Origin of the sequence: Vibrio sp. 1457 (assembly GCF_033340195.1) — a bacterium.
In the GTDB taxonomy this organism is placed as follows: domain Bacteria; phylum Pseudomonadota; class Gammaproteobacteria; order Enterobacterales; family Vibrionaceae; genus Vibrio; species Vibrio alginolyticus.
Genome location: NZ_JAWOWA010000010.1, coordinates 1 through 18,839, shown reverse-complemented (window position 1 = coordinate 18,839; position 18,839 = coordinate 1). Strand labels below are relative to the sequence as shown.

Annotated in this window: 19 protein-coding genes and 2 tRNA genes; 14 read left to right on the top strand and 7 right to left on the bottom strand. The window is 41.2% G+C overall.

The features are described from left to right. Positions 1–43: 43 nt before the first annotated feature. Positions 44–532 (bottom strand): NYN domain-containing protein, encoded by a 489-nt coding sequence (locus R7Z41_RS12320; RefSeq protein WP_005387978.1) that lies wholly within the window; start codon positions 530–532, stop codon positions 44–46. 119 nt (positions 533–651) lie between these two features. Here R7Z41_RS12320 and R7Z41_RS12315 point away from each other — a divergent pair, with 119 nt between their 5' ends. Next, positions 652–1,092 carry a DUF4174 domain-containing protein gene (locus tag R7Z41_RS12315; protein WP_017820187.1) on the top strand — a complete coding sequence of 147 codons (441 nt, stop codon included), beginning with the start codon at positions 652–654 and terminating at the stop codon, positions 1,090–1,092. A 16-nt stretch (positions 1,093–1,108) separates the two neighbouring features. Here R7Z41_RS12315 and cobA read toward each other — a convergent pair whose 3' ends face one another. The 4 genes from cobA to nirB form a co-directional block, all read right to left on the bottom strand. Further along, complete coding sequence (cobA, locus tag R7Z41_RS12310) at positions 1,109–1,867, bottom strand: uroporphyrinogen-III C-methyltransferase (RefSeq protein WP_213966209.1); 759 nt, start codon at positions 1,865–1,867, stop codon at positions 1,109–1,111. A gap of 174 nt (positions 1,868–2,041) precedes the next feature. Next, positions 2,042–2,893 carry a formate/nitrite transporter family protein gene (locus R7Z41_RS12305; RefSeq protein WP_033907034.1) on the bottom strand — a complete coding sequence of 284 codons (852 nt, stop codon included), beginning with the start codon at positions 2,891–2,893 and terminating at the stop codon, positions 2,042–2,044. Positions 2,894–3,088: 195 nt separating this feature from the next. Further along, positions 3,089–3,412: a nitrite reductase small subunit NirD gene (nirD, locus tag R7Z41_RS12300; protein WP_005387969.1), complete on the bottom strand. Its 324-nt coding sequence runs from the start codon at positions 3,410–3,412 to the stop codon at positions 3,089–3,091. Positions 3,413–3,425: 13 nt separating this feature from the next. After that, positions 3,426–5,990, bottom strand: coding sequence for a nitrite reductase large subunit NirB (nirB, locus tag R7Z41_RS12295; protein ID WP_213971866.1), 2,565 nt, complete (start codon positions 5,988–5,990; stop codon positions 3,426–3,428). Positions 5,991–6,516: 526 nt separating this feature from the next. Between nirB and rnk the strand changes: the two genes are divergently transcribed. The 5 genes from rnk to R7Z41_RS12270 all read left to right on the top strand — a co-directional run bounded on the left by rnk (position 6,517) and on the right by R7Z41_RS12270 (position 10,674). Beyond that, a complete protein-coding gene (rnk, locus tag R7Z41_RS12290) occupies positions 6,517–6,924 on the top strand; it encodes a nucleoside diphosphate kinase regulator (protein ID WP_005376048.1) in 408 nt (135 codons plus the stop codon). Positions 6,925–7,162: 238 nt separating this feature from the next. After that, positions 7,163–8,122 carry a GGDEF domain-containing protein gene (locus tag R7Z41_RS12285; RefSeq protein WP_025767735.1) on the top strand — a complete coding sequence of 320 codons (960 nt, stop codon included), beginning with the start codon at positions 7,163–7,165 and terminating at the stop codon, positions 8,120–8,122. A 227-nt stretch (positions 8,123–8,349) separates the two neighbouring features. Further along, entirely contained in the window at positions 8,350–8,877 is a 528-nt protein-coding gene (locus R7Z41_RS12280) for an ABC transporter substrate-binding protein (protein ID WP_318136369.1), read from the top strand. Positions 8,878–8,933: 56 nt separating this feature from the next. After that, complete coding sequence (locus R7Z41_RS12275) at positions 8,934–9,335, top strand: hypothetical protein (RefSeq protein WP_225477817.1); 402 nt, start codon at positions 8,934–8,936, stop codon at positions 9,333–9,335. 133 nt (positions 9,336–9,468) lie between these two features. Further along, a complete protein-coding gene (locus R7Z41_RS12270; protein ID WP_224721242.1) occupies positions 9,469–10,674 on the top strand; it encodes a GGDEF domain-containing protein in 1,206 nt (401 codons plus the stop codon). A 429-nt stretch (positions 10,675–11,103) separates the two neighbouring features. On the opposite strand, the gene R7Z41_RS12265 is transcribed toward R7Z41_RS12270, so the two are convergent. Both R7Z41_RS12265 and R7Z41_RS12260 read right to left on the bottom strand, forming a co-directional pair. Continuing rightward, positions 11,104–11,177 (bottom strand) — tRNA-Cys (locus R7Z41_RS12265). Positions 11,178–11,213: 36 nt separating this feature from the next. Beyond that, a tRNA-Leu gene (locus R7Z41_RS12260) sits at positions 11,214–11,300 on the bottom strand. A gap of 480 nt (positions 11,301–11,780) precedes the next feature. Between R7Z41_RS12260 and R7Z41_RS12255 the strand changes: the two genes are divergently transcribed. From R7Z41_RS12255 to R7Z41_RS12220, 8 genes are all read left to right on the top strand, one after another. Then, positions 11,781–12,287 (top strand): hypothetical protein, encoded by a 507-nt coding sequence (locus R7Z41_RS12255; RefSeq protein WP_225492135.1) that lies wholly within the window; start codon positions 11,781–11,783, stop codon positions 12,285–12,287. A gap of 77 nt (positions 12,288–12,364) precedes the next feature. Beyond that, the gene (locus R7Z41_RS12250; protein WP_169644000.1) at positions 12,365–12,865 is read left to right on the top strand and encodes a hypothetical protein; all 501 of its coding nucleotides are present in this window, start codon (positions 12,365–12,367) and stop codon (positions 12,863–12,865) included. Between the two features lie 75 nt (positions 12,866–12,940). Beyond that, positions 12,941–13,648 carry a molecular chaperone gene (locus R7Z41_RS12245; RefSeq protein WP_169643998.1) on the top strand — a complete coding sequence of 236 codons (708 nt, stop codon included), beginning with the start codon at positions 12,941–12,943 and terminating at the stop codon, positions 13,646–13,648. Positions 13,649–13,650: 2 nt separating this feature from the next. Further along, entirely contained in the window at positions 13,651–14,346 is a 696-nt protein-coding gene (locus R7Z41_RS12240; RefSeq protein ID WP_169643996.1) for a fimbria/pilus periplasmic chaperone, read from the top strand. Positions 14,347–14,437: 91 nt separating this feature from the next. Then, positions 14,438–16,822, top strand: coding sequence for a fimbria/pilus outer membrane usher protein (locus R7Z41_RS12235; RefSeq protein ID WP_169644015.1), 2,385 nt, complete (start codon positions 14,438–14,440; stop codon positions 16,820–16,822). After that, positions 16,812–17,693, top strand: coding sequence for a hypothetical protein (locus R7Z41_RS12230; protein WP_169643994.1), 882 nt, complete (start codon positions 16,812–16,814; stop codon positions 17,691–17,693). Before R7Z41_RS12235 ends, R7Z41_RS12230 begins: the two co-directional genes overlap by 11 nt. Before the next feature lie 107 nt (positions 17,694–17,800). Then, positions 17,801–18,502 carry a response regulator transcription factor gene (locus tag R7Z41_RS12225; RefSeq protein ID WP_169643992.1) on the top strand — a complete coding sequence of 234 codons (702 nt, stop codon included), beginning with the start codon at positions 17,801–17,803 and terminating at the stop codon, positions 18,500–18,502. 166 nt (positions 18,503–18,668) lie between these two features. After that, the coding region (locus R7Z41_RS12220; RefSeq protein WP_318136370.1) for a transposase at positions 18,669–18,839 on the top strand (171 nt) is incomplete at its 3' end.

Genomic DNA, 18,839 nt, shown 5'->3' with positions numbered 1-18,839 from the left:
TCGTACAGCCTGAGTGACTCGCCTTTCTTTATTGCACTATTCACTACAGCAAGAAATCGTCATCAATCGCGACAAAATTGTCGGCACAATCAATCAGAGTTTGAGATGTAAGTTTAGGTACACCATAAACGGTCACCGTTTTATTGAAGCGCTGCTGAATTCTCTCTACTAGCAGACTAAAGTCTCCATCTCCCGAAACTAGAATCACTTCCTCAACTTCGGGAGCAATTTCAATTGCATCGAGAGTAATACCCACATCCCAATCGCCTTTCGAGCTGCCATCACGACGCTGGATGTAGGGTTTAAGCATCACCTCAAATCCAACACCACGAAGAATATGGTGGAACTGACGTTGCTTGGGATCATTGCTCGCGATGGCATAAGCACGAGCACTTACCACCTCTTTCCCTTGTGTGGCAACATACCAAAACTGGTTGTAATCAAAATTGCTTCGATACGCTTCGCGACAGGTGTAATACACATTCTGTACATCAACCAAAATGGCGATTTTTTGTTTGCTTTCCGAACTCATCTATTTCTACGCTCAATTTATTTGCTGCCTACCCTATGCCAGTTTTGGAAAAAGCACAATGAGCCAATTCCACTAAACTTAACGTATAAAAAGTTATTTGGGTTTCTAGGGGAACTGTCATGGGCGGAAAGTTACTAGTGATACTGCTTTCTTGTATCTTGTCATCGACAGCATTTGGTTATCCAGCGCACTCCAAATACTGGCCACATAGAAGTGTGCTCTACTTTGCGCCGGAAAATGATGAATACGTCAAACAATTCTTGCTAGAAACACTTATGAATGAGTGTGAGTTGGAAGACAGAGATGTCGTCACACTGGTCATTACAGAACAAGGTTATACTTTTCCTGCTTGGCTTAAAGAAGAGTTCGACCTAAAAATGCTAGCTCGTCTTTATGCGGTCGAAAAAGGTTCTCATACTGCTATTTTGCTTGGTAAAGATGGTCTAGAAAAGCACCGTTGGGGCGCAGAAACAGACTGGCCGTTTATCAACAACCTCATTGATCAAATGCCTATGCGTAAGCAAGAAATGCAGAGGCAACAAAGCCCCTGTAAAATATAGTCACTTCTGGGCAGTATTACTTTGCGAACCAATCCAATTTGTTGTGCAGCTGAGTAACGCTACCAACCACAATCAATGCTGGGCTCACAGCTTGCTCTGCCATGCTCGATAACTCGTTCAACTTTCCTTGGAACACGCGCTGCTCCGGGCGCGTACCGTTTTCAATAATGGCGCATGACATCTCAGGATCTAAGCCGTGAGTGATCAGCTTATCCATAATGTGGCCGCTTTGCTTCAAACCCATGTAGAACACAAGCGTGTTGTTGGATTGCGCCAGTGAATGCCACTCAATCTCACGACCATCTCTTTGTACGTGACCAGTGATGAATTGAACGCTTTGCGCATGGTCGCGGTGTGTTAATGGAATACCAGCATAAGCCGTTGCACCCGCTGCTGCTGTGATACCCGGAACCACTTCGTATTTGATACCAAATTCCGCTAGTTCTTCTAACTCTTCACCGCCACGGCCAAAGATAAATGAGTCACCGCCCTTCAGACGCACAACACGCTTACCTTCTTGTGCTTTCTGCACCAAGATTTGGTTGATTTGATCTTGAGGCACACAGTGAAAGTCTAATTTTTTACCTACGTAGATCATCTCTGCTGATGCATGAGCCAATTCTAGAATGTCTTTCGACACCAAACGGTCGTATACAACAACTTCAGCCGCTTGAATGGCTTTTAAGCCTTTTACTGTGAGCAAATCAGGATCACCTGGACCTGCACCAACAAGAGAAACAAAGCCGCTGTTTAAAGATGAGTGAGCAGTAGTCATATCAACGCCTATCGAAAAATTTAGATATAAAGAGTAACACTCGCGTTATGCACTTAGGGCTAAAACCACTCTAAGGAGTTATTACTTTTTATAGCTAAATCAATACAATACTTATCGAAAGTTAAATGAGTTGAACAGCCCTACCTACCATAGGTAGGGCCAGATAAAAGCGGTTTATTTTGCGATTGCAGGCTCTGTTTTTACTTCTTCTTCAACTACGTTGATAGAAGGCGCTGTTTTTGCGTGAGTTAGGTACAGTGGAATACAAGTCATTACGAGACCACCGACAATATTACCTAGAATGGTTGGAATAAGGTTGAAGTTCAACCAAGTCGCGATACCAAAATCCGCACCTAGAATCATACCTAGTGGGAATAGGAACATGTTTACTACGGTGTGTTCAAATACTAGCGCAAAGAAGATGAAGATTGGGAACCACATCATTGCTACGCGACCAGACACCGAACGTGCCGTCATGTTGCCGATAACGCCTAGACACACCATTAGGTTACAGAAGATGCCGCGTACGAAACATGTGATCCATCCGTCCATACCCATGTTTTCAAAACCAAGGCTACGCGCGGTAGAAACAGCGACAAATTTCTTCGCTACTGCGTTCAGTTCTAGAGAAAAGTTACCTGTTAGAGAGATAGCCACTAGGTAAGCAACGATCAGAGAACCGATAAGGTTACCCAAGCCTACAAGACCCCAACAACGGAAGATACGACCCCAAGTGATGCCCGGACGGTTCGCAAACTTAGCCAGAGGCGCTAGACCAAAAACACCGGTCACTAGGTCATACCCCATCACACTTAGAATTACGAAACCAACGGGGAAAACAAGTGCTCCTACAAGGCCGATACCCGTTTGTACAATCGCGGTAATAGCAACCACCACCGCAAGCGAAAGAATAACGCCAGCCATCGTACCGCGAAGGAGAAGATCTCGCGTGCTTGTATTGGTTTTCGCTTCACCAACATTGATCATGGTTTGCACGAATTCTGCAGGCTTAAAATCAGTAGACATGAATGTGTCCTTATCCAAAGTTGAAAGTTAAAAAGTTAAAGATTGAATAGAGAAAGGCTTCCCGTTGACACCTGAACGCTGTCTACAACACCTCGCTTCCCTGTTCCCCTGAGTTGATGCTTGGAAAGCCTTTGTCTATTAAATCTAGGTTTCAGTTCATTCCCTCCCCCTAAGAGGAGGGAATGAAAACCAAGCTTACGCAGAGATTTCTACTTCGCCGTTGGTTACGCGGGTTTTGTACGCTTTCACGCTAAAACGCTCGTCTTCCATGCACGCACCTGTTGTCAGGTTAAAGCGTTGCTTCTTAAGTGGGCTAGCCACCCAAAGCTCGCCTTGGTGCTCACAGATCAAACCGCGAGAAAGCACGTTTGATTGGAAGAACGGGTCTGTGTTGCTGATCGCCAGCACTTCTTCTGCTTGTGTTGGGCGGAATACCGCAACTTGCTGACCATCAACCAGTGCACAAACACCTGTGCCCGGTACGATGTCGCTGATTTGGCAAATCTTTTCAAATGACATAATCAACCTTCCCTTATGCTTCAGTGATCGCTACGTGTAGGATGTCGCCTTTCGCTTCAGGGTGCTTTTCCGTGAAGGTTGCTGGGCGGTGCTGTTCACGCTTTTGTACAAACACAACGTTGTCATCGCGCTTGTCAGAGTTGATGAAGTGCGCGAAACGAGTCAGTTGTGATTCGTCGTTGATGGTCGCAGTCCACTCACACTCGTACTCGTCTACAAGCTTCGCTACGTCTGCCTCTAGTTGAGAGTTGATACCAAGCTTGTCGTTAACAATCACTTCGCGTAGGTAGTCAACGCCACCTTCCATGTTTTCCATCCAAACTGATGTGCGTTGTAGTGGCGCAGCAGTACGGATGTAGAACATCATGAAGCGGTCGATGTACTTGATTAGTGTTTCTTTATCTAGGTCACTTGCAAGTAGGTCTGCGTGACGAGGTTTCATGCCGCCGTTACCACATACGTACATGTTCCAACCTGCGTCAGTCGCGATGATGCCAAGGTCTTTACCTTGTGCTTCCGCACACTCACGAGTACAACCAGAAACACCGAACTTCATCTTATGAGGGGTACGAATGCCTTTGTAACGGTTCTCGATGTAAGAACCCAGACCAACAGAGTCTTGAACGCCGTAACGACACCAAGTTGAGCCCACACATGTCTTCGCCATACGAAGTGCTTTTGCGTACGCTTGACCTGTTTCGAAACCAGCGTCGATAAGCTTGCGCCAGATCTCTGGAAGATCGTCTTTTTGAGCACCAAACAGACCAATACGTTGAGCACCGGTTACTTTGGTGTATAGGTTGTATTCAGCAGCAACGTTCGCTAGCGCACCCAGTGCTTGAGGTGTTACTTCACCACCCGCCATACGTGGGATAACAGAGTAAGTACCGTCTTTTTGGATGTTACCTAGGAAGTTATCGTTCGTGTCGTGAAGCTTAACCAGTTGTGGCTTAAGGATGTGCTCACCCCAGCAAGACGCCAAAATAGAGCCCACAAGTGGTTTACATACTTCACAGCCGTAACCTTTACCGTATCTCTCCAGAAGCTCATCAAACGTTTTGATCTCTTCAATACGGATTAAGTGGAATAGCTCTTGGCGTGAGTAAGCAAAGTGCTCACAAACGTCGTTCTTCACTTCGATACCAGATTTAGCAAGCTCTGCGTTTAGAACAGAAGTGACTAGAGGAATACAACCACCACAGCCTGTGCCAGCGCCAGTCACTGCTTTGATGTCGCCCAATGTGTGGTGACCATTAGCAACCGCTTGTGCGATCTTGCCTTTGGTTACATCGAAACATGAACAGATCACTGCGCTTTCTGGTAGAGCGTCTGCACCTAGTGCTGGTTTCTCAGCGCCTGCGTGTGCAGGAAGGATCAATGCGTCTGGGTGTTCTGGTAGGTCGATTTCGTTCAACATCAATTGAAGCAGATCGCCGTAGTCAGACGTATCACCCACGAGTACTGCACCTAGCAGCTTCTTGTTGTCTTCAGAAACGATAAGACGTTTGTAAACTTCTTGCTCTTCGTTTTGGTAAACGTAACTCTTACAACCTTCAGTGCGACCGTTCGCATCACCGATAGAACCTACTTTCACGCCCAACAATTTCAGCTTCGCAGACATATCAGCGCCTTCGAATTTGCTTTCTGTGTTACCTAGTAGGTGATCAACCGCAACGGTCGCCATCTTGTAACCCGGAGCAACAAGGCCGTAGAACATTTCATTCCAAGACGCACACTCACCAATCGCGTAGATGTTCTCATCAGAAGTCTGACAATGGTCGTTGATAGCAACACCGCCACGAGGGCCAAGTTCTAGCTCCATTTGGCGAGCCAGTTTGTCTTGTGGGCGAATACCCGCTGAAAATACAATGAAGTCTGTTTCTAACTCAGTGCCGTCAGCAAAACGCATAACGTTGCGAGCACTTTTACCTTCTGGCGCAATCTCAAGCGTATTTTTGCTAGTATGAACGTTCACGCCCATACGCTCGATCTTTTGACGAAGTTGGTTACCACCAGCAAGGTCAAGTTGCTCAGCCATCAGCTTTGGTGCGAACTCAACAACGTGTGTTTCTACACCCAGTGCTTTCAGTGCGCCTGCTGCTTCAAGACCTAGCAGACCACCACCGACAACAACGCCTGATTTGCTCTTCTTCGCACACGCTTCGATCGCTTTAAGATCTTCGATAGTACGGTAAACAAAACAGTCTTTGCTTTCGTGACCTTTGATAGGTGGAACAAATGGGAATGAGCCAGTAGCAAGAATCAGCTTGTCGTATTGAACTTCACGGCCAGTGCTTGAGTAAACAATGCGGTTTTCACGGTTGATGTTAATCGCGCGTTCGCCGATCAGCATGTTAATACCGTGTTTCTCGTAGAAGCCTTCTTTTACTAAAGAAAGTTCATCTGCAGTATGGTGAGAAAAGTAAGAGGAAAGGTGCACACGGTCGTATGCGACACGAGGTTCTTCACAGAAAACCGTAATGTCTATATTAGACATATCAGCTTTCTCGACTAAGTCTTCAATATAACGGTGCCCTACCATACCGTTACCGATGACTACTAGCTTCAACTTGCTCATTATAATTCCTAAGGGTTAGGTTCTTATCACTGAGCTCATTGTTAATTGTGAAAGAAAATTAATACATGATGTAAATCAATTACAATTTCAAACTACCCTAAAGGGGTAGATGAACGTATTTATCTGACTATTGCGAAATAAAAAGTAATTTATTAACGGATATTGGTAGTTTTAACAAACTGAGATAACCGAAGCCATGCTAGCAACGGACTATACCGTTTTGCTTTATGAAGTAAGGCTGACCATCGAAACCGAGCACACCTACGATAAATCCTGTTTTGCTTCTAAACGACGCACTCACTTGACTTCACCGTTTCAAGGTGATCAGAGAACAATATCTGAAGTGATTGAAAGATTTAGAAAAATCAAGCTTCACAACAAAAATTTTTTACTAGCTAAGTCGCACTATAAAGACTAAAATCGGGTTTAGTTCATATGGAATAGCGTCCATATGATTGATACCGTAATTGACATATAGAGTGCCGTCCCATTTTTGTGAGGCGGCCTTTTATTTGGGAGTCATAAAATGTCAGAAAACAATTCTATCTACATCTCAAGCTTAGATATGAACCGAATCACGGCCTTGTTGGATAAAATGCCAAACATCGCAGCGGAGCTTGTGGAATTAGAAGCAGAGCTCGACCGAGCAACAGTTCTTGAGCCAGAACAAATGCCAGATAACGTGGTCACGATGAACTCGACTGTAGAGTTTAAATTTTCAGGTGAAGATAGAACCATGACAAAGACACTGGTTTACCCTTCTGAACTGAAAAGCAGTGATGATATCTCTATTTTTGCGCCCGTAGGCAGCGCACTGATCGGTTTGTCTGTCGGCCAAAAACTTGAATGGCCAATGCCAAATAATCAAGTGAAGACAATTGAAATTGTCGATATCACATACCAACCTGAGCGTTGTGGTGCACTAAACCGCTAGCCCTCAGTAGTCCCGGTGCAAAGGCCTCCATTTAAGACTTTGCACCAGGAGAGCCCCTCGCTTACCCCCTATTTCCTTCTTTGTTTTCCAAGCATTTACTTTGCTGCTCTTAAGTAACATCACCGATTCTTTATTATTTACCGCATATTCAATATTTATATCTCCAAGCTCAATCATAGAAATTGCAAAGTATTTTTCGTATATTGTCGCTCCGAAAACGACGTAAATTATGCGCAAAATGGAAGAATATCTAACTCGAATTGCCTGCTTAGAAAAAGAAAATGAAGAGCTGAAGCGGAAGAATGCGCGACTACAAGAAAAGTTGAATGCTGCACTCGACAGTAATGGACTGTGTTTGTGGGAGCAGCATATTCCTTCAGGTACTTTGACGATATTCAATATGCAGTGGGGCAAAATGCTAGGTTATCAGCCCCATGAGTTAACCGCGACGGTTGAAACGTGGAAAAACAATCTCCACCCTGAAGATTATGATCTTGCGGTGGGTGCATTTGAAGATCACCTAGCTGGCAAAACCGACCTTTATGAGGTAGTTCATCGCATGATTCATAAAGACGGCAGTGATAGTTGGGTCTACGATCGAGGGCGCATCGTCGAGTATGGTTCTGATGGCGAACCACTACGGATGATGGGTACTCATATCGATATTACAAAAGAAAAGCGTTATGAGCAGCAACTGGCCAAGTTGGCTTCGAGTGATCCATTGACTGGATTGTTAAATAGAAAAGCAATTGAGGAAAACTTTAATCATCAACCTCAAACCGAACCGTCTCAGCAGTCTGCTTTAGTGTTTGTTGATATAGATAATTTTAAAGCAGTTAACGACCAGCTAGGCCATCATACTGGCGACACCCTCCTCATCAATATCGCCAATAGCTTAACAGAGCTTGCGTCAAGCAAGTCTCAAGTTGGACGCATAGGAGGCGATGAATTTGTTATCTTAAACTGGCATTCAAGTCGAGAGGAAATATCCCAACTTTGCAATCAACTCTTAGATTCAATCATTCCAGCGATAAATCAAGACTTACATAAAGTAACGATAGGAATGAGTATCGGTGTTTGTCTCTTTAACAAAGGAAAGCAACCGTTTAATGAAGTGTATCAAAAAGCCGATCACGCAATGTATGAGATAAAGAAAAATGGCAAAAATGGAGTACAATTTTTCAACTTAAAAAGTTGATATCTCTCCATAAATCATCATGTTATGAAATCAGTCATTTGCTACAACTTGAACTAACTAAAGATAAATTCTTTATATCTAAGCCAGTTACCGAAATTACCCCTAGGTACTCATAAATTTGGTACGATACAAATAAATCCCCTCCTCTCCTAGCATCAACCCAATAAGCAACTACACTCATTTAACTGATAGATTAATTACTACTATTATGAAGGGAGTTGTTTTTGATGGATACAAAACAGATTTCTACAGTTATCATAATTTTAGTTCTTTCTGCATTAGTAGTTGCTTATTTAAAGTTAACAACGGTATCAAATGCTATCCACAAACCTACAACAATCGGTATATCTAAGACGCCTCTGTCAGCCCCTTTTATCATTGCAGAGCACATAGGTGCGTTTGAAGAAAACGATTTAAACGTCGAACTTATCATGTGCTTTGGAGGGGTCGAATGTTTAAACCTACTTCTAGAAAACCATGTTAATTACGCCACTTTTTCTGAAAGCGTACTGATGTTTAAAAGCTTTGAATACAAAGATTTAGCATTAATCACTTCTTTTGCATCTTCTACGAATGATATTAAGCTGCTAACTAAAAAGCGGTCTGGCATAGAAAGTATAGATAAATTACCAGGAAAAAAGGTTGGTGTAATAAAAAAGAGCGCTAGCGAATATTACTTAGACTTGTTGCTACAGGTAAATGACATTGATTTAGAAAAAGTAGAAAAATATCATCAACAACGCAGGTTATTATAAATCATTTAATGCAAGGAAACGTCGATGCAATATCTACTTGGGAGCCATACGGATTTATGGCCAAGAATAGAATAAATGAAGAAGTAAAGAACATAGGAATTATTGGCGTGTATAAACTTTACTTTTTGCTTGTATCAAAAGAAATACACATTGAAAAATCAGATCAAGAAGTAATGAAAATAATAAAGTCACTTCATCACTCAATTAACTGGATGGATAAAAACCCTCATTTAACAATGAAAATACTATCACAAAAACTTAACATAACAGTTGAAGAAATATCTTGGAGTTGGGATGATTATAACTTTCGATTAAATTTAACGAATTCTTTATTATTTACATTACAATCAGAAGCTAATTGGGCATTAAAACAAAACTATGTAGAAGGACAGATTCCAAATTACAGAAAAATATTTAAAGAAAACTATATCAATTCATATTTTGATGGTCTAGATTAAAATGCATCGTTCGTTAAACCACTATTTAGCATCACTATTCAGTCTAAGCGTAATACTATGTATCAGCGTTATAGTATACATAAGCTTCATAAAAATAGAAGATTATAAAGCCAAGAAACAATTAAACCAAATAATGGACATACAAATATCATTAGAGTCATTAAGTAGTTATCTTTGGGCTTACACTCAAAATAGAGGAAAAAACAATTTCACACAATTCATGATTTCTCATAACAAATTAAACGAATTATTATCTCAAAATGAAGATGTTTTATACCTTACTAAAGACCTAAAAAAAATGAATCTCGAACTGTATTTTTTAGTTCAATACGAAAATAATCATTTACTAGACAAAGATCGCCATTATGATTCAGTCGTAAATTATAATAAATCAAATCCTGTCATACAATCCAGAATAAACATTGTATCCCAGGATATGAATAATGAAATAATATATATTTATAAAAAAATACTTAATAATAAGTCTACAAAACTACAAAATTTAAATTATTACACTCAAGCAGGTATTATTTTTATCTCTCTGGTTGTTATGCTATTATGCTTTTATATAAAAATAAAGTTCAAGAGAAGCTTTCAAAGGTTTATAAATGGAATAAAACAATTAAGCAGGTCAAATTTTGACTATAAAATCCCTTCAGAAAATCAATTCACGGAATTTGAAAATCTGTCTTGTTACTTCAATAAAATGGCGGCATTGTTAAACCACACAACAATATCAAAATCAAAACTTAAAGAAGAAGTAGAGAATCAAACTTCAGTTCTAAATCGTCAAAAAGAAAGTTTGGTATTTTTGTCTGAGCACGACTCCTTAACTAATATCTACAATCGTCGAGCAATAGAAAAACATTTGATCCAGCTTACGCGTAATTTCAGAGGCAGTGAGAATAGGTTTAGTTTGTTTTTTATAGATTTAAATTTATTTAAGGATATTAACGATAGCCATGGCCATGAGGCAGGTGATGCAGTGTTAAAATCTGTAGCTAGTAGATTATCAAGTATTATCGACGAATCAGACATGGTAGGCCGCTTTGGTGGAGATGAATTTATTATTATTCATCGTTCACACACAACAGGTACGTCTCTGTCTGCATGTGCACTACGCTATATCCAAGAAATAGAAAAAGTAATTCATTTTAAAGGTAAAGAGTTATGCGTCGGAGCTAGCATTGGTATTGCACTCTATCCTGAGCATGGGTCGAATGTACATGAATTATTAACAGCGGCAGACAAGTCTATGTATCAGTCAAAACGTTCTAAAGCTAGCTCGTTCACTATTGTCGACAACAGCAGTTCGCTGTTAAAGAGGCCTATGTTTTAATCTAAAGTAGCTGTGGAAACGTTCTACATGCGAATATTCAACGATATCGACCACTGTGGCCACTTACAGTAATAAAGCCGCTTTTATCACATAGCAAAAGCTAAACTCGTAAGCTAAACGCTCTCCAAGCATTGAAGAAAAATAATCCATTGTGAATGGTTAATCCTCCCCTTTTAAACGTCAACTTTCACCACCATATGATAGTTAAGATTCATTAACAGGCTATAACTATCCTATGTCTTTTCCTCGTTTATCTGTTCTGGATTTGGCACCCGTTTCCGACGGAACAAACTTCACCGGACAGAAAATTGAGAAACTTGTGGAACGCACTGGGGCAGATGAAATTATGGTAAACACGATGGTGTTTGAACAATCTGAGAAGTTGAGATCCTACAGGTTACTATCGGAACTCATGGACAAGTAAAAGAATGGAGGCGCCTCCCGGAGTCGAACCGAGGTCCACGGATTTGCAATCCGCTGCATAGCCACTCTGCCAAGGCGCCTTTCTGATTTTTTATCTCTGTCACCAAAGATTTTGATGGTGCCCCGGGCCGGACTTGAACCGGCACAGCGCGAACGCCGAGGGATTTTAAATCCCTTGTGTCTACCAATTCCACCACCAGGGCAACGCAATCATGCGATGGGTTAGACACCATCTATCTCGCGACCTTTGCCGTGAGAACGAGGCGTACTTTAACGGATAATAATTTTAGGTCAACAAAAAATATTCTATTTATCAACTGACTGGAGATAAATCCACCTATTTGTATAAATTAATACCAGAAATGTCGATTCCTATCCCCTTTTTGTACTAGCAATTCGTTGCCTGAAAACATATCGTAAACGCATACTTCTGCTAGTTTATAAATCAGACATTTACAATAAGTAAAATATTCTTTATTCGCTAACTTTTAACCTCAATAAATACAACTCATTTTATATCAACCTATTGCAAACAAATGGGCTCATTTCTTTTAACTAAACTCATACTATTTCTCCTACTCTCCATTAATAATCAACTTTTTTTACTACTATGCCAAAGTCTGTGCTTTCTATAGTTTGAATTGTTAAACAACGAATGCAATTGAACAGATAGGGGCGAGTAAATGACTAAAATATTTTTTACTCTTCGTAGATTCGTGATAACGCTAACGGTTATGAGCCTATCGATCCCTTTCTATGTCCGTGCGAACACCTTGACCATGGGGTTAGCAGGTCAAATTAAAGATCGTTGTGAGATTACTTTTTTATCAGGCAATGTGATGACCTTTTCTGAGCAGAAGACGCAATCATTGCCCTTCTCACTATATTGCAATCGCCCTTTGGGGATCACCATCAATTCTCAATATGGTGGCCTTAAATATGAACATCAGGGCGTTGAATTAATTGAAAATTACGAATTATCGTTGCAAGTCGATGAGCTTCGATTAAATGAAAGTCGACTTAGTAGACAATTGCTTTCGCCCGCAATGATAGACAGCTCTGGTGTTATTCCTTTTACTCAACGAGGAGTACTTAGGGTAACGCTCGAAAATAACTTGCTTTATGCGGGTTATTATCATGACGTTATTGAAATTGAAGTATACCCTTCAATTCATAGCGTAACAAAGTAGGAACTCTGCAAATAACTGCAGAGCAATATACGCTCAGCCGTAATTGAGCCAACAATCAAAAGTGAAAGGAATTTCTTATGAAAAAGCTAACACTCTGTGCAGCTGCTGTAACCGCTATTTTTGGTGCTAACGCTTACGCCGCTCCAGGTGACGTTCAGTTAGTTGGTTATGTATCACCTGTTTGTGAAGTGACTGGCCTTGCCACACAGTTAATTGACTTTGGTAACGTCTCAACAATTCAAAGCGTTAGTGTAGGTGGTCTGGAATTGAAATGTAATGATGCAGATGGTGCGACCGTTACCATGACCAGTGCGGAAGGTGGTTTGGAGTCGGATGATAATGAAGACTTTGCTCTAAAATATGACGCAACATTTAACCCTGCTGGCGGTTTAGCATCCTTTACATTGAACGCACCGGGTGGCCCTGGTCTAAACGATGTTTCAGCTTCTCAATCTTATGGTGGTTCAGGCAATTTGGCTACTGGTGTAGGTGCATCAATTGACATTGTTACTACCGAGACATCTCCTTGGGCTGGTGGCTACTCTGACACATTAACTGTGAATATCACCTCAAACTAAACGTACAGAATGAGGGGGCGTATTTCGCCTCCTCCTTTATTGTCATGTAAGATTTTTTTGATGGAGCTCACTGCTATGATTCGTTGGTTCACATTTTTCTTTTTGTCGTTTACGTGTATGTTCGCACATGCTTTTAAAGTAGAACCGATGTCTGCCGAGATGGCACCATTAGGGAAACGTGCTCAAATGACGATGCGGGTGGAGAATACCTCTACTGTGCCATTGACGGTAGAACTACAACCCTATTTCATGACCATGGATGAATATGGTAACGAGACCATTGTGCCTGCGGATGAAGAATTATTGGTCATACCCGTCACTGCCATTATAGAACCAGGCCGGGCACAATCAGTTATGATTCGTTACTTAGGCGATCCATCCATCACTGAATCTAAAGCGTATCGGGTTGCGGTTAAACAAGTTAAAGTGGAACGAGCCAGCAGCAATCAAGGCCAAGTGAGTTTACTTCTTCGATTCAACACGCTCATCAATGTTCGTCCGCAAAACACCTCGCCCCAGTTTTCCGTCACAAGTATAAAACAAAACGACAAAGACAATTGGGTTCTAGATGTGCTGAATAGCGGCAACAGTTACGGACGATTAACCAACACGACGTGGAAAGTATCCGATGGCACTCAATCTACTTATTTAAAAGGAAATGAAATTTCACAACGTATCTCAGGGACGTTAGTATTGCCCCACTCCAAACGTTCTTTTGAAATGTTGCCACTCGAGAACTTCAACATTCGTACACTATCAATTGATATTGAACAGGAGGAGTAACGATGCAATGGCGTTTATTAGCCGGAGTGATAGTGTGCTTTATATATACTCAAGCGTTTGGAATTACACTCTCCCCCACGGTCATTGAGCTAAATACGGATCATCAACTAACTTCGCAGTTGGTAGTTTCCAACAACTCAACCAAAACGCTCGCACTTGAAGCCAACGTTCGACGTTTGACATTTGCGCCTAATGGTACGTTTGAAACGTCTACGTCTAGCTCACCAAATGAAGACATTTTGGTGTTTCCGCCCGCAGCAATGCTCGCGCCCGGAAAGCGTCAAACATTTAGAATACAATGGCTAAGTAAAGTGCCTCTCGAAATGTCGCAAAGTTACTTTATCCGCTTTAGCACCGCCGATATAAATCGAAGCAGTACTCAAGTTGAAAAGGTGAATGGTTTGTCTACTGGGATTAATCTACAGATCCACTACAATGCACTGTTACACGTTCACTCGTCTTCTCTTCAACCGGACATAAAGTTACATATTGGTGAACATGGTAGTTTAACGCTCACTAACACCGGGAATCGATTTACCTTCACTTCATTACTCAGGTTCGACAACCTTCCTGATGATATTAATCAGACCGTGCATAAGGCGCTGGGTGAGCAGTTTGTTCCGCCTCATTCTACTATTACTGTACATTCTTCTTCGATTCAATTACCCGTTGGCATATATCATGGTTATGAAAACTGACATTTTTAAGATCATGCGCACGTTGGTTACGCCCACTTTCATGTGCTGCTTGGTTCTATTCATAATAAATTCTGCTGCCCACAGCCAAGAAATGGTGCTTAATCCAACTGGCCGAGATATTAAACTCACCTCTTTACTAAGGGTCAGTGATACTATATTAGGTGAAGCAGACATCACCATTACGGCAGACAACCAAATTTTATTACCCAAAGAGGACACCCTGTCTCTCCTAACGTCAGTTGTGACACAAGAGGTAATAAATGCGCTTAAAGAATCCAGTGGTGATGACATATTGTCTCAACAGCACTTCGCACAAACAGGGGTAAGTTTAACCTTTGATTTTGCTTCATTAGAATGTGTCTTGACAATCCCACCACAGTCCAGCCTGACACAGAATTTATCTATGAGCGAAGCGGGAAATTTATATAATTATGCGAAGCCAAGCCTTTTGAGTGGCTATGTGAATGTGTCGCTTTCCGCCAATGAAAGTCAATTTGTCGACGAAGACTCTGCTCGAGAAAGCCTATATCGCAGTCGATTCGACTCAGCATTCAATCTAAGCATGCTTAATTTTGAATATGAATCCTTTATAGAAAATGGTTCTCTAACCGGTTCAAGCTACATTAGAGAAGGCACACGCCTTAATATCGATTACCCCCAACAAGGTACTCGAGTAGTAATAGGCGATATGTACAACAGTGGTCAAGCTTTTCAAGATGGAACAGACATTTTGGGAGTTGGCGTGACGCGTGACTTCACTCTTATACCCACCAAAAATGTACGCCCTCGTGCAAGTCAATCATTCACACTCCAGCGCACGTCTAATGTCGATGTGTATATCGATGGCATCCCTGTACAAAGATTAACCCTTGGTGCGGGCAGTTATAATCTCAGTGATATTCCACTAGCACAAGGAAACAATGATATTGAGCTCGTTATTACTGATCGTTCAGGAAATGAAGAACGCATTGAATTTTCGATTGCGACCGGTAATGATTTATTAAACAGTGGCGAATTCGAATACAGTATCATGTATGGCGTTCCATCAGAAATCCAAAATAAACAATTAGAATACCTCACGGATGAACGTATTTTTCACGGTTATCTCGATGTTGGTGTCTCACCTTGGTTAACCTTAGGAGTTAATTCTCAAGTGCGTGAAAACCTATACCAATATGGTGCTAGCGCACTTTTCGCTTCTAAACTAGGCATTACTGAATTAAACGCTTCACACAGTGATCATCCGATTTATGGTCGCGGTGACGCTTATAAAGTAGCATTCGATGCCGAATTTTCTAAATCAAACTCACTAGAGCCACAGTTAAGCCTCAGTTATGAATATTTAAGCAATAGCTTCAGTGGAATATCGGCATATGAAGCATCAAGCAGTGATATTAATTTAACGACTCATTATGCTAGTGCTTTTGGATCCATCTATCTTTCACGTTCATTACGCGCGGCTGTTACTCTAAATTATCGAGCTGGCGTTGATAAAAAAAACGACTATTGGATTGTAAGCCCCAGCCTATCTGCAAGATTATTCGATACACCCGCCACGTGGAGCGCTCGTGTTAATTATAAGAATAACGAGAGGGGGAGCGATGACATTAGCACGACTCTCACCTTAAGTTGGCCACTCAGCAAACAAACACGTGTCGTTGGTCGTTATTCAACAGAACTCAATGAAAGTGCCTTAGATTATAGTTATCAAAATAATATTGGAAGCACTGGCGGCGTTTCTGCATTTGCCAGTGCCATTAATAACAAAGAGACTGACGCGGATGTTAATCTTGGGGTTAACTATACGGCAAACCGCTATGAATTAAGCGCGAGTCACACCTCTCGCCTTGAGAGCATCAGTGATAATACGAGAAATCATAGCACCGATCTTAAGCTTAGTAGTGCGGTGGCATTTGCAGGGTCATCAGTGACAATAGGAAGACCCGTTAGAGAAGCGTTTGCCATCATTAATAAACATGAAAGCCTTGCAGAGAACGACATTGCCATCGACCCTACCCGAGACGGTAAGCAAGCACGCGTCTATCTCTATGAAGACTCTTCTGCGTTGGTTCCTGACCTTGTGGCCTATAGCAGCCAAGTGATCGGATACGACGTGGAAAACTTACCACCCGGTTACGATCTCGGAGAAGGCGCTTTTTGGGTTAAACCTGGCTATAAAAAAGGATTCCAACTGCAAATTGGTTCTGATGCGGTATTAACCGTCATTGGTAAACTGTTCGATCGTCAAAGTAACAGCCCTATTTCACTTGTTGCGGGCTTTGCGCAGTACCTTGGTAAAACACAGCAACAACCAATTGAATTCTTTACAAACCGTAGTGGTGTTTTTGCGATTTCTGGATTAAAACCGGGGCAATACAAACTCGTTCTTGACACTAAAGAACAAGAGTCAGTAGTTATTAATCTTAGTGAACGAAGTGACACCTTGATCAGATTAGGAGAGTTATATGTCGATTAAACAACTAAAGCGGAGCGCGTTGTTCTTGCTACCATTGGCTAATATACCTTCTGTTTGGGCTTGTGAAGCTAACTCTCTGTCTATCCAACCAGTATCAACACAAGCAAAATACGATGTCTTCAATAACAGCAGTTTTGCAACAACCAATACCTATCGTGTGAGTGCAAATATTATTGGTGAGGGCTGCAAACTGAACTTAGTTTTACAGCTTGACGATACAAGTAAATCATTGAAAAGTAGCCGTCAAGATTCGCTCTTTTTCGAGTGGAGTGGGCAATCAGGTAACACAATAGCTAATCAATGGCGCTTTACTTTGACCGAGAACCAACCTGCTGCAACCGTACAAATGCGCTTTCCCGCTAAACAATGGTTAACGTCAGGGATCTATCGAGGCGTATTAGAAGTTGCTACGTCATATGCACAAATAGACGGCAAAATAGAAATAAGTCCTACTTTGCTTCCTGTCACTGTGGATGTACCACCAGCAGCGAAAATTCATTTTTACGGATTATCACAACCACATTATGACCTTGACTTAGGAACGTTACACTCAAACAAAGTAATCAATTCATCGCCTAACCTATGGGTTCAAAGTAACTCTGCCTATGCGGTTGTTTTGGAGTCATCAAATCATGGTGCATTACGCCACGAATCACATGAACCCAAGTGGGATATTCCCTATCAAATTATCTTCGACAACGACTACGTCAATCTTACACAATTTAGTGTACGTATCCCACGTCACGCTGCTACGACTGGTCAACCTATTCCTCTGATCTTTGTTATTGGTAACGCAGAAGAAAAACCTGGAGGTCAATACGAAGACACATTGCAGATATCAATCGAACCTAATTTATCCCAACAGCCATAAAGCGATACATATATCAAAATATGAATACCACATTGGCAAACTTCCGCGTTGTTACCTAGAATTGACTAATCTATAAGTGAGCACAATAAAAAACGGAAATTATAACTATGAGTTATGTAGAACAAGAACATAATTGTAATCGGGCTATAAAGCATATACTTTTGATAGGCGATGACGGGATTAGCAACCAATTTATAATACAAGAAATAAACAAAAGTGGCTATTTTTCTTTTGAAAGAAAATGCTTACAAGAAATTAATAAATCTACTAAGACCATCAGCTCTGATCTCGTTCTTATTAGTTATCTAACCTTAGAAAAGGTTATCGATATCCAAGTAACGTTATCACAGGTATTATCCAATAAATGGATAATTTATGATTTTCCTAAAGAAATTGGAGAAATGATAGTAGCAGAAACACAATTAATGTATCTCATAGATTTGAAAGGGATTATCTACCAGGATGCACCTATAGAGCACTTTACGCGTTGTTTAAAAAGCGTAATTGATGGTGATCTGTGGCTGCCAAGAAAAGTAATGACAGAGATGATAACCGACATTCGTCCTTATGCACTACAGCTGCAAGCGAAACAGACTCATTTAACCAAGAGAGAGATTCAAATATTTAAACTTGTCATCAAAGGCGCATCCAATCGTGAGATATCTGAAGATTTATTTATCGCTGAATGTACCGTTAAAACACATGTTTACAACATATATAAAAAATTAAAAGTAAATAACCGTAAGGAAGCCATTCAAAAGGCAAGCTTTATTTATGATAAAATTTTATTTACCCAGTATCATCACTAACCTTTTCATTGCTTGCAAACTAAATTCACGGTGAAAACATCTAATTCATCTATCAGTTCTTTGATAGTAACTATTCACCCGCGAGCTGGCTTTGTTGCTTAAATCGATGGAACTAAATCAAGAAGCTACGATCTGATCGGCTACACCCATTAATCATCGTAGCCTCATGCCTAAACCTCGTTACAAAACAACTAACTGGACGCAGTACAACAAAGCCTTAATAAACCGTGGTTCTCTGACCTTTTGGATTGATGAGGAAGCGATAGCCGAGTGGAAGCAAAACAAACAAGGCAAGCGCGGCAGACCTCGCCAATTCAGCGACTTAGCCATTACTACT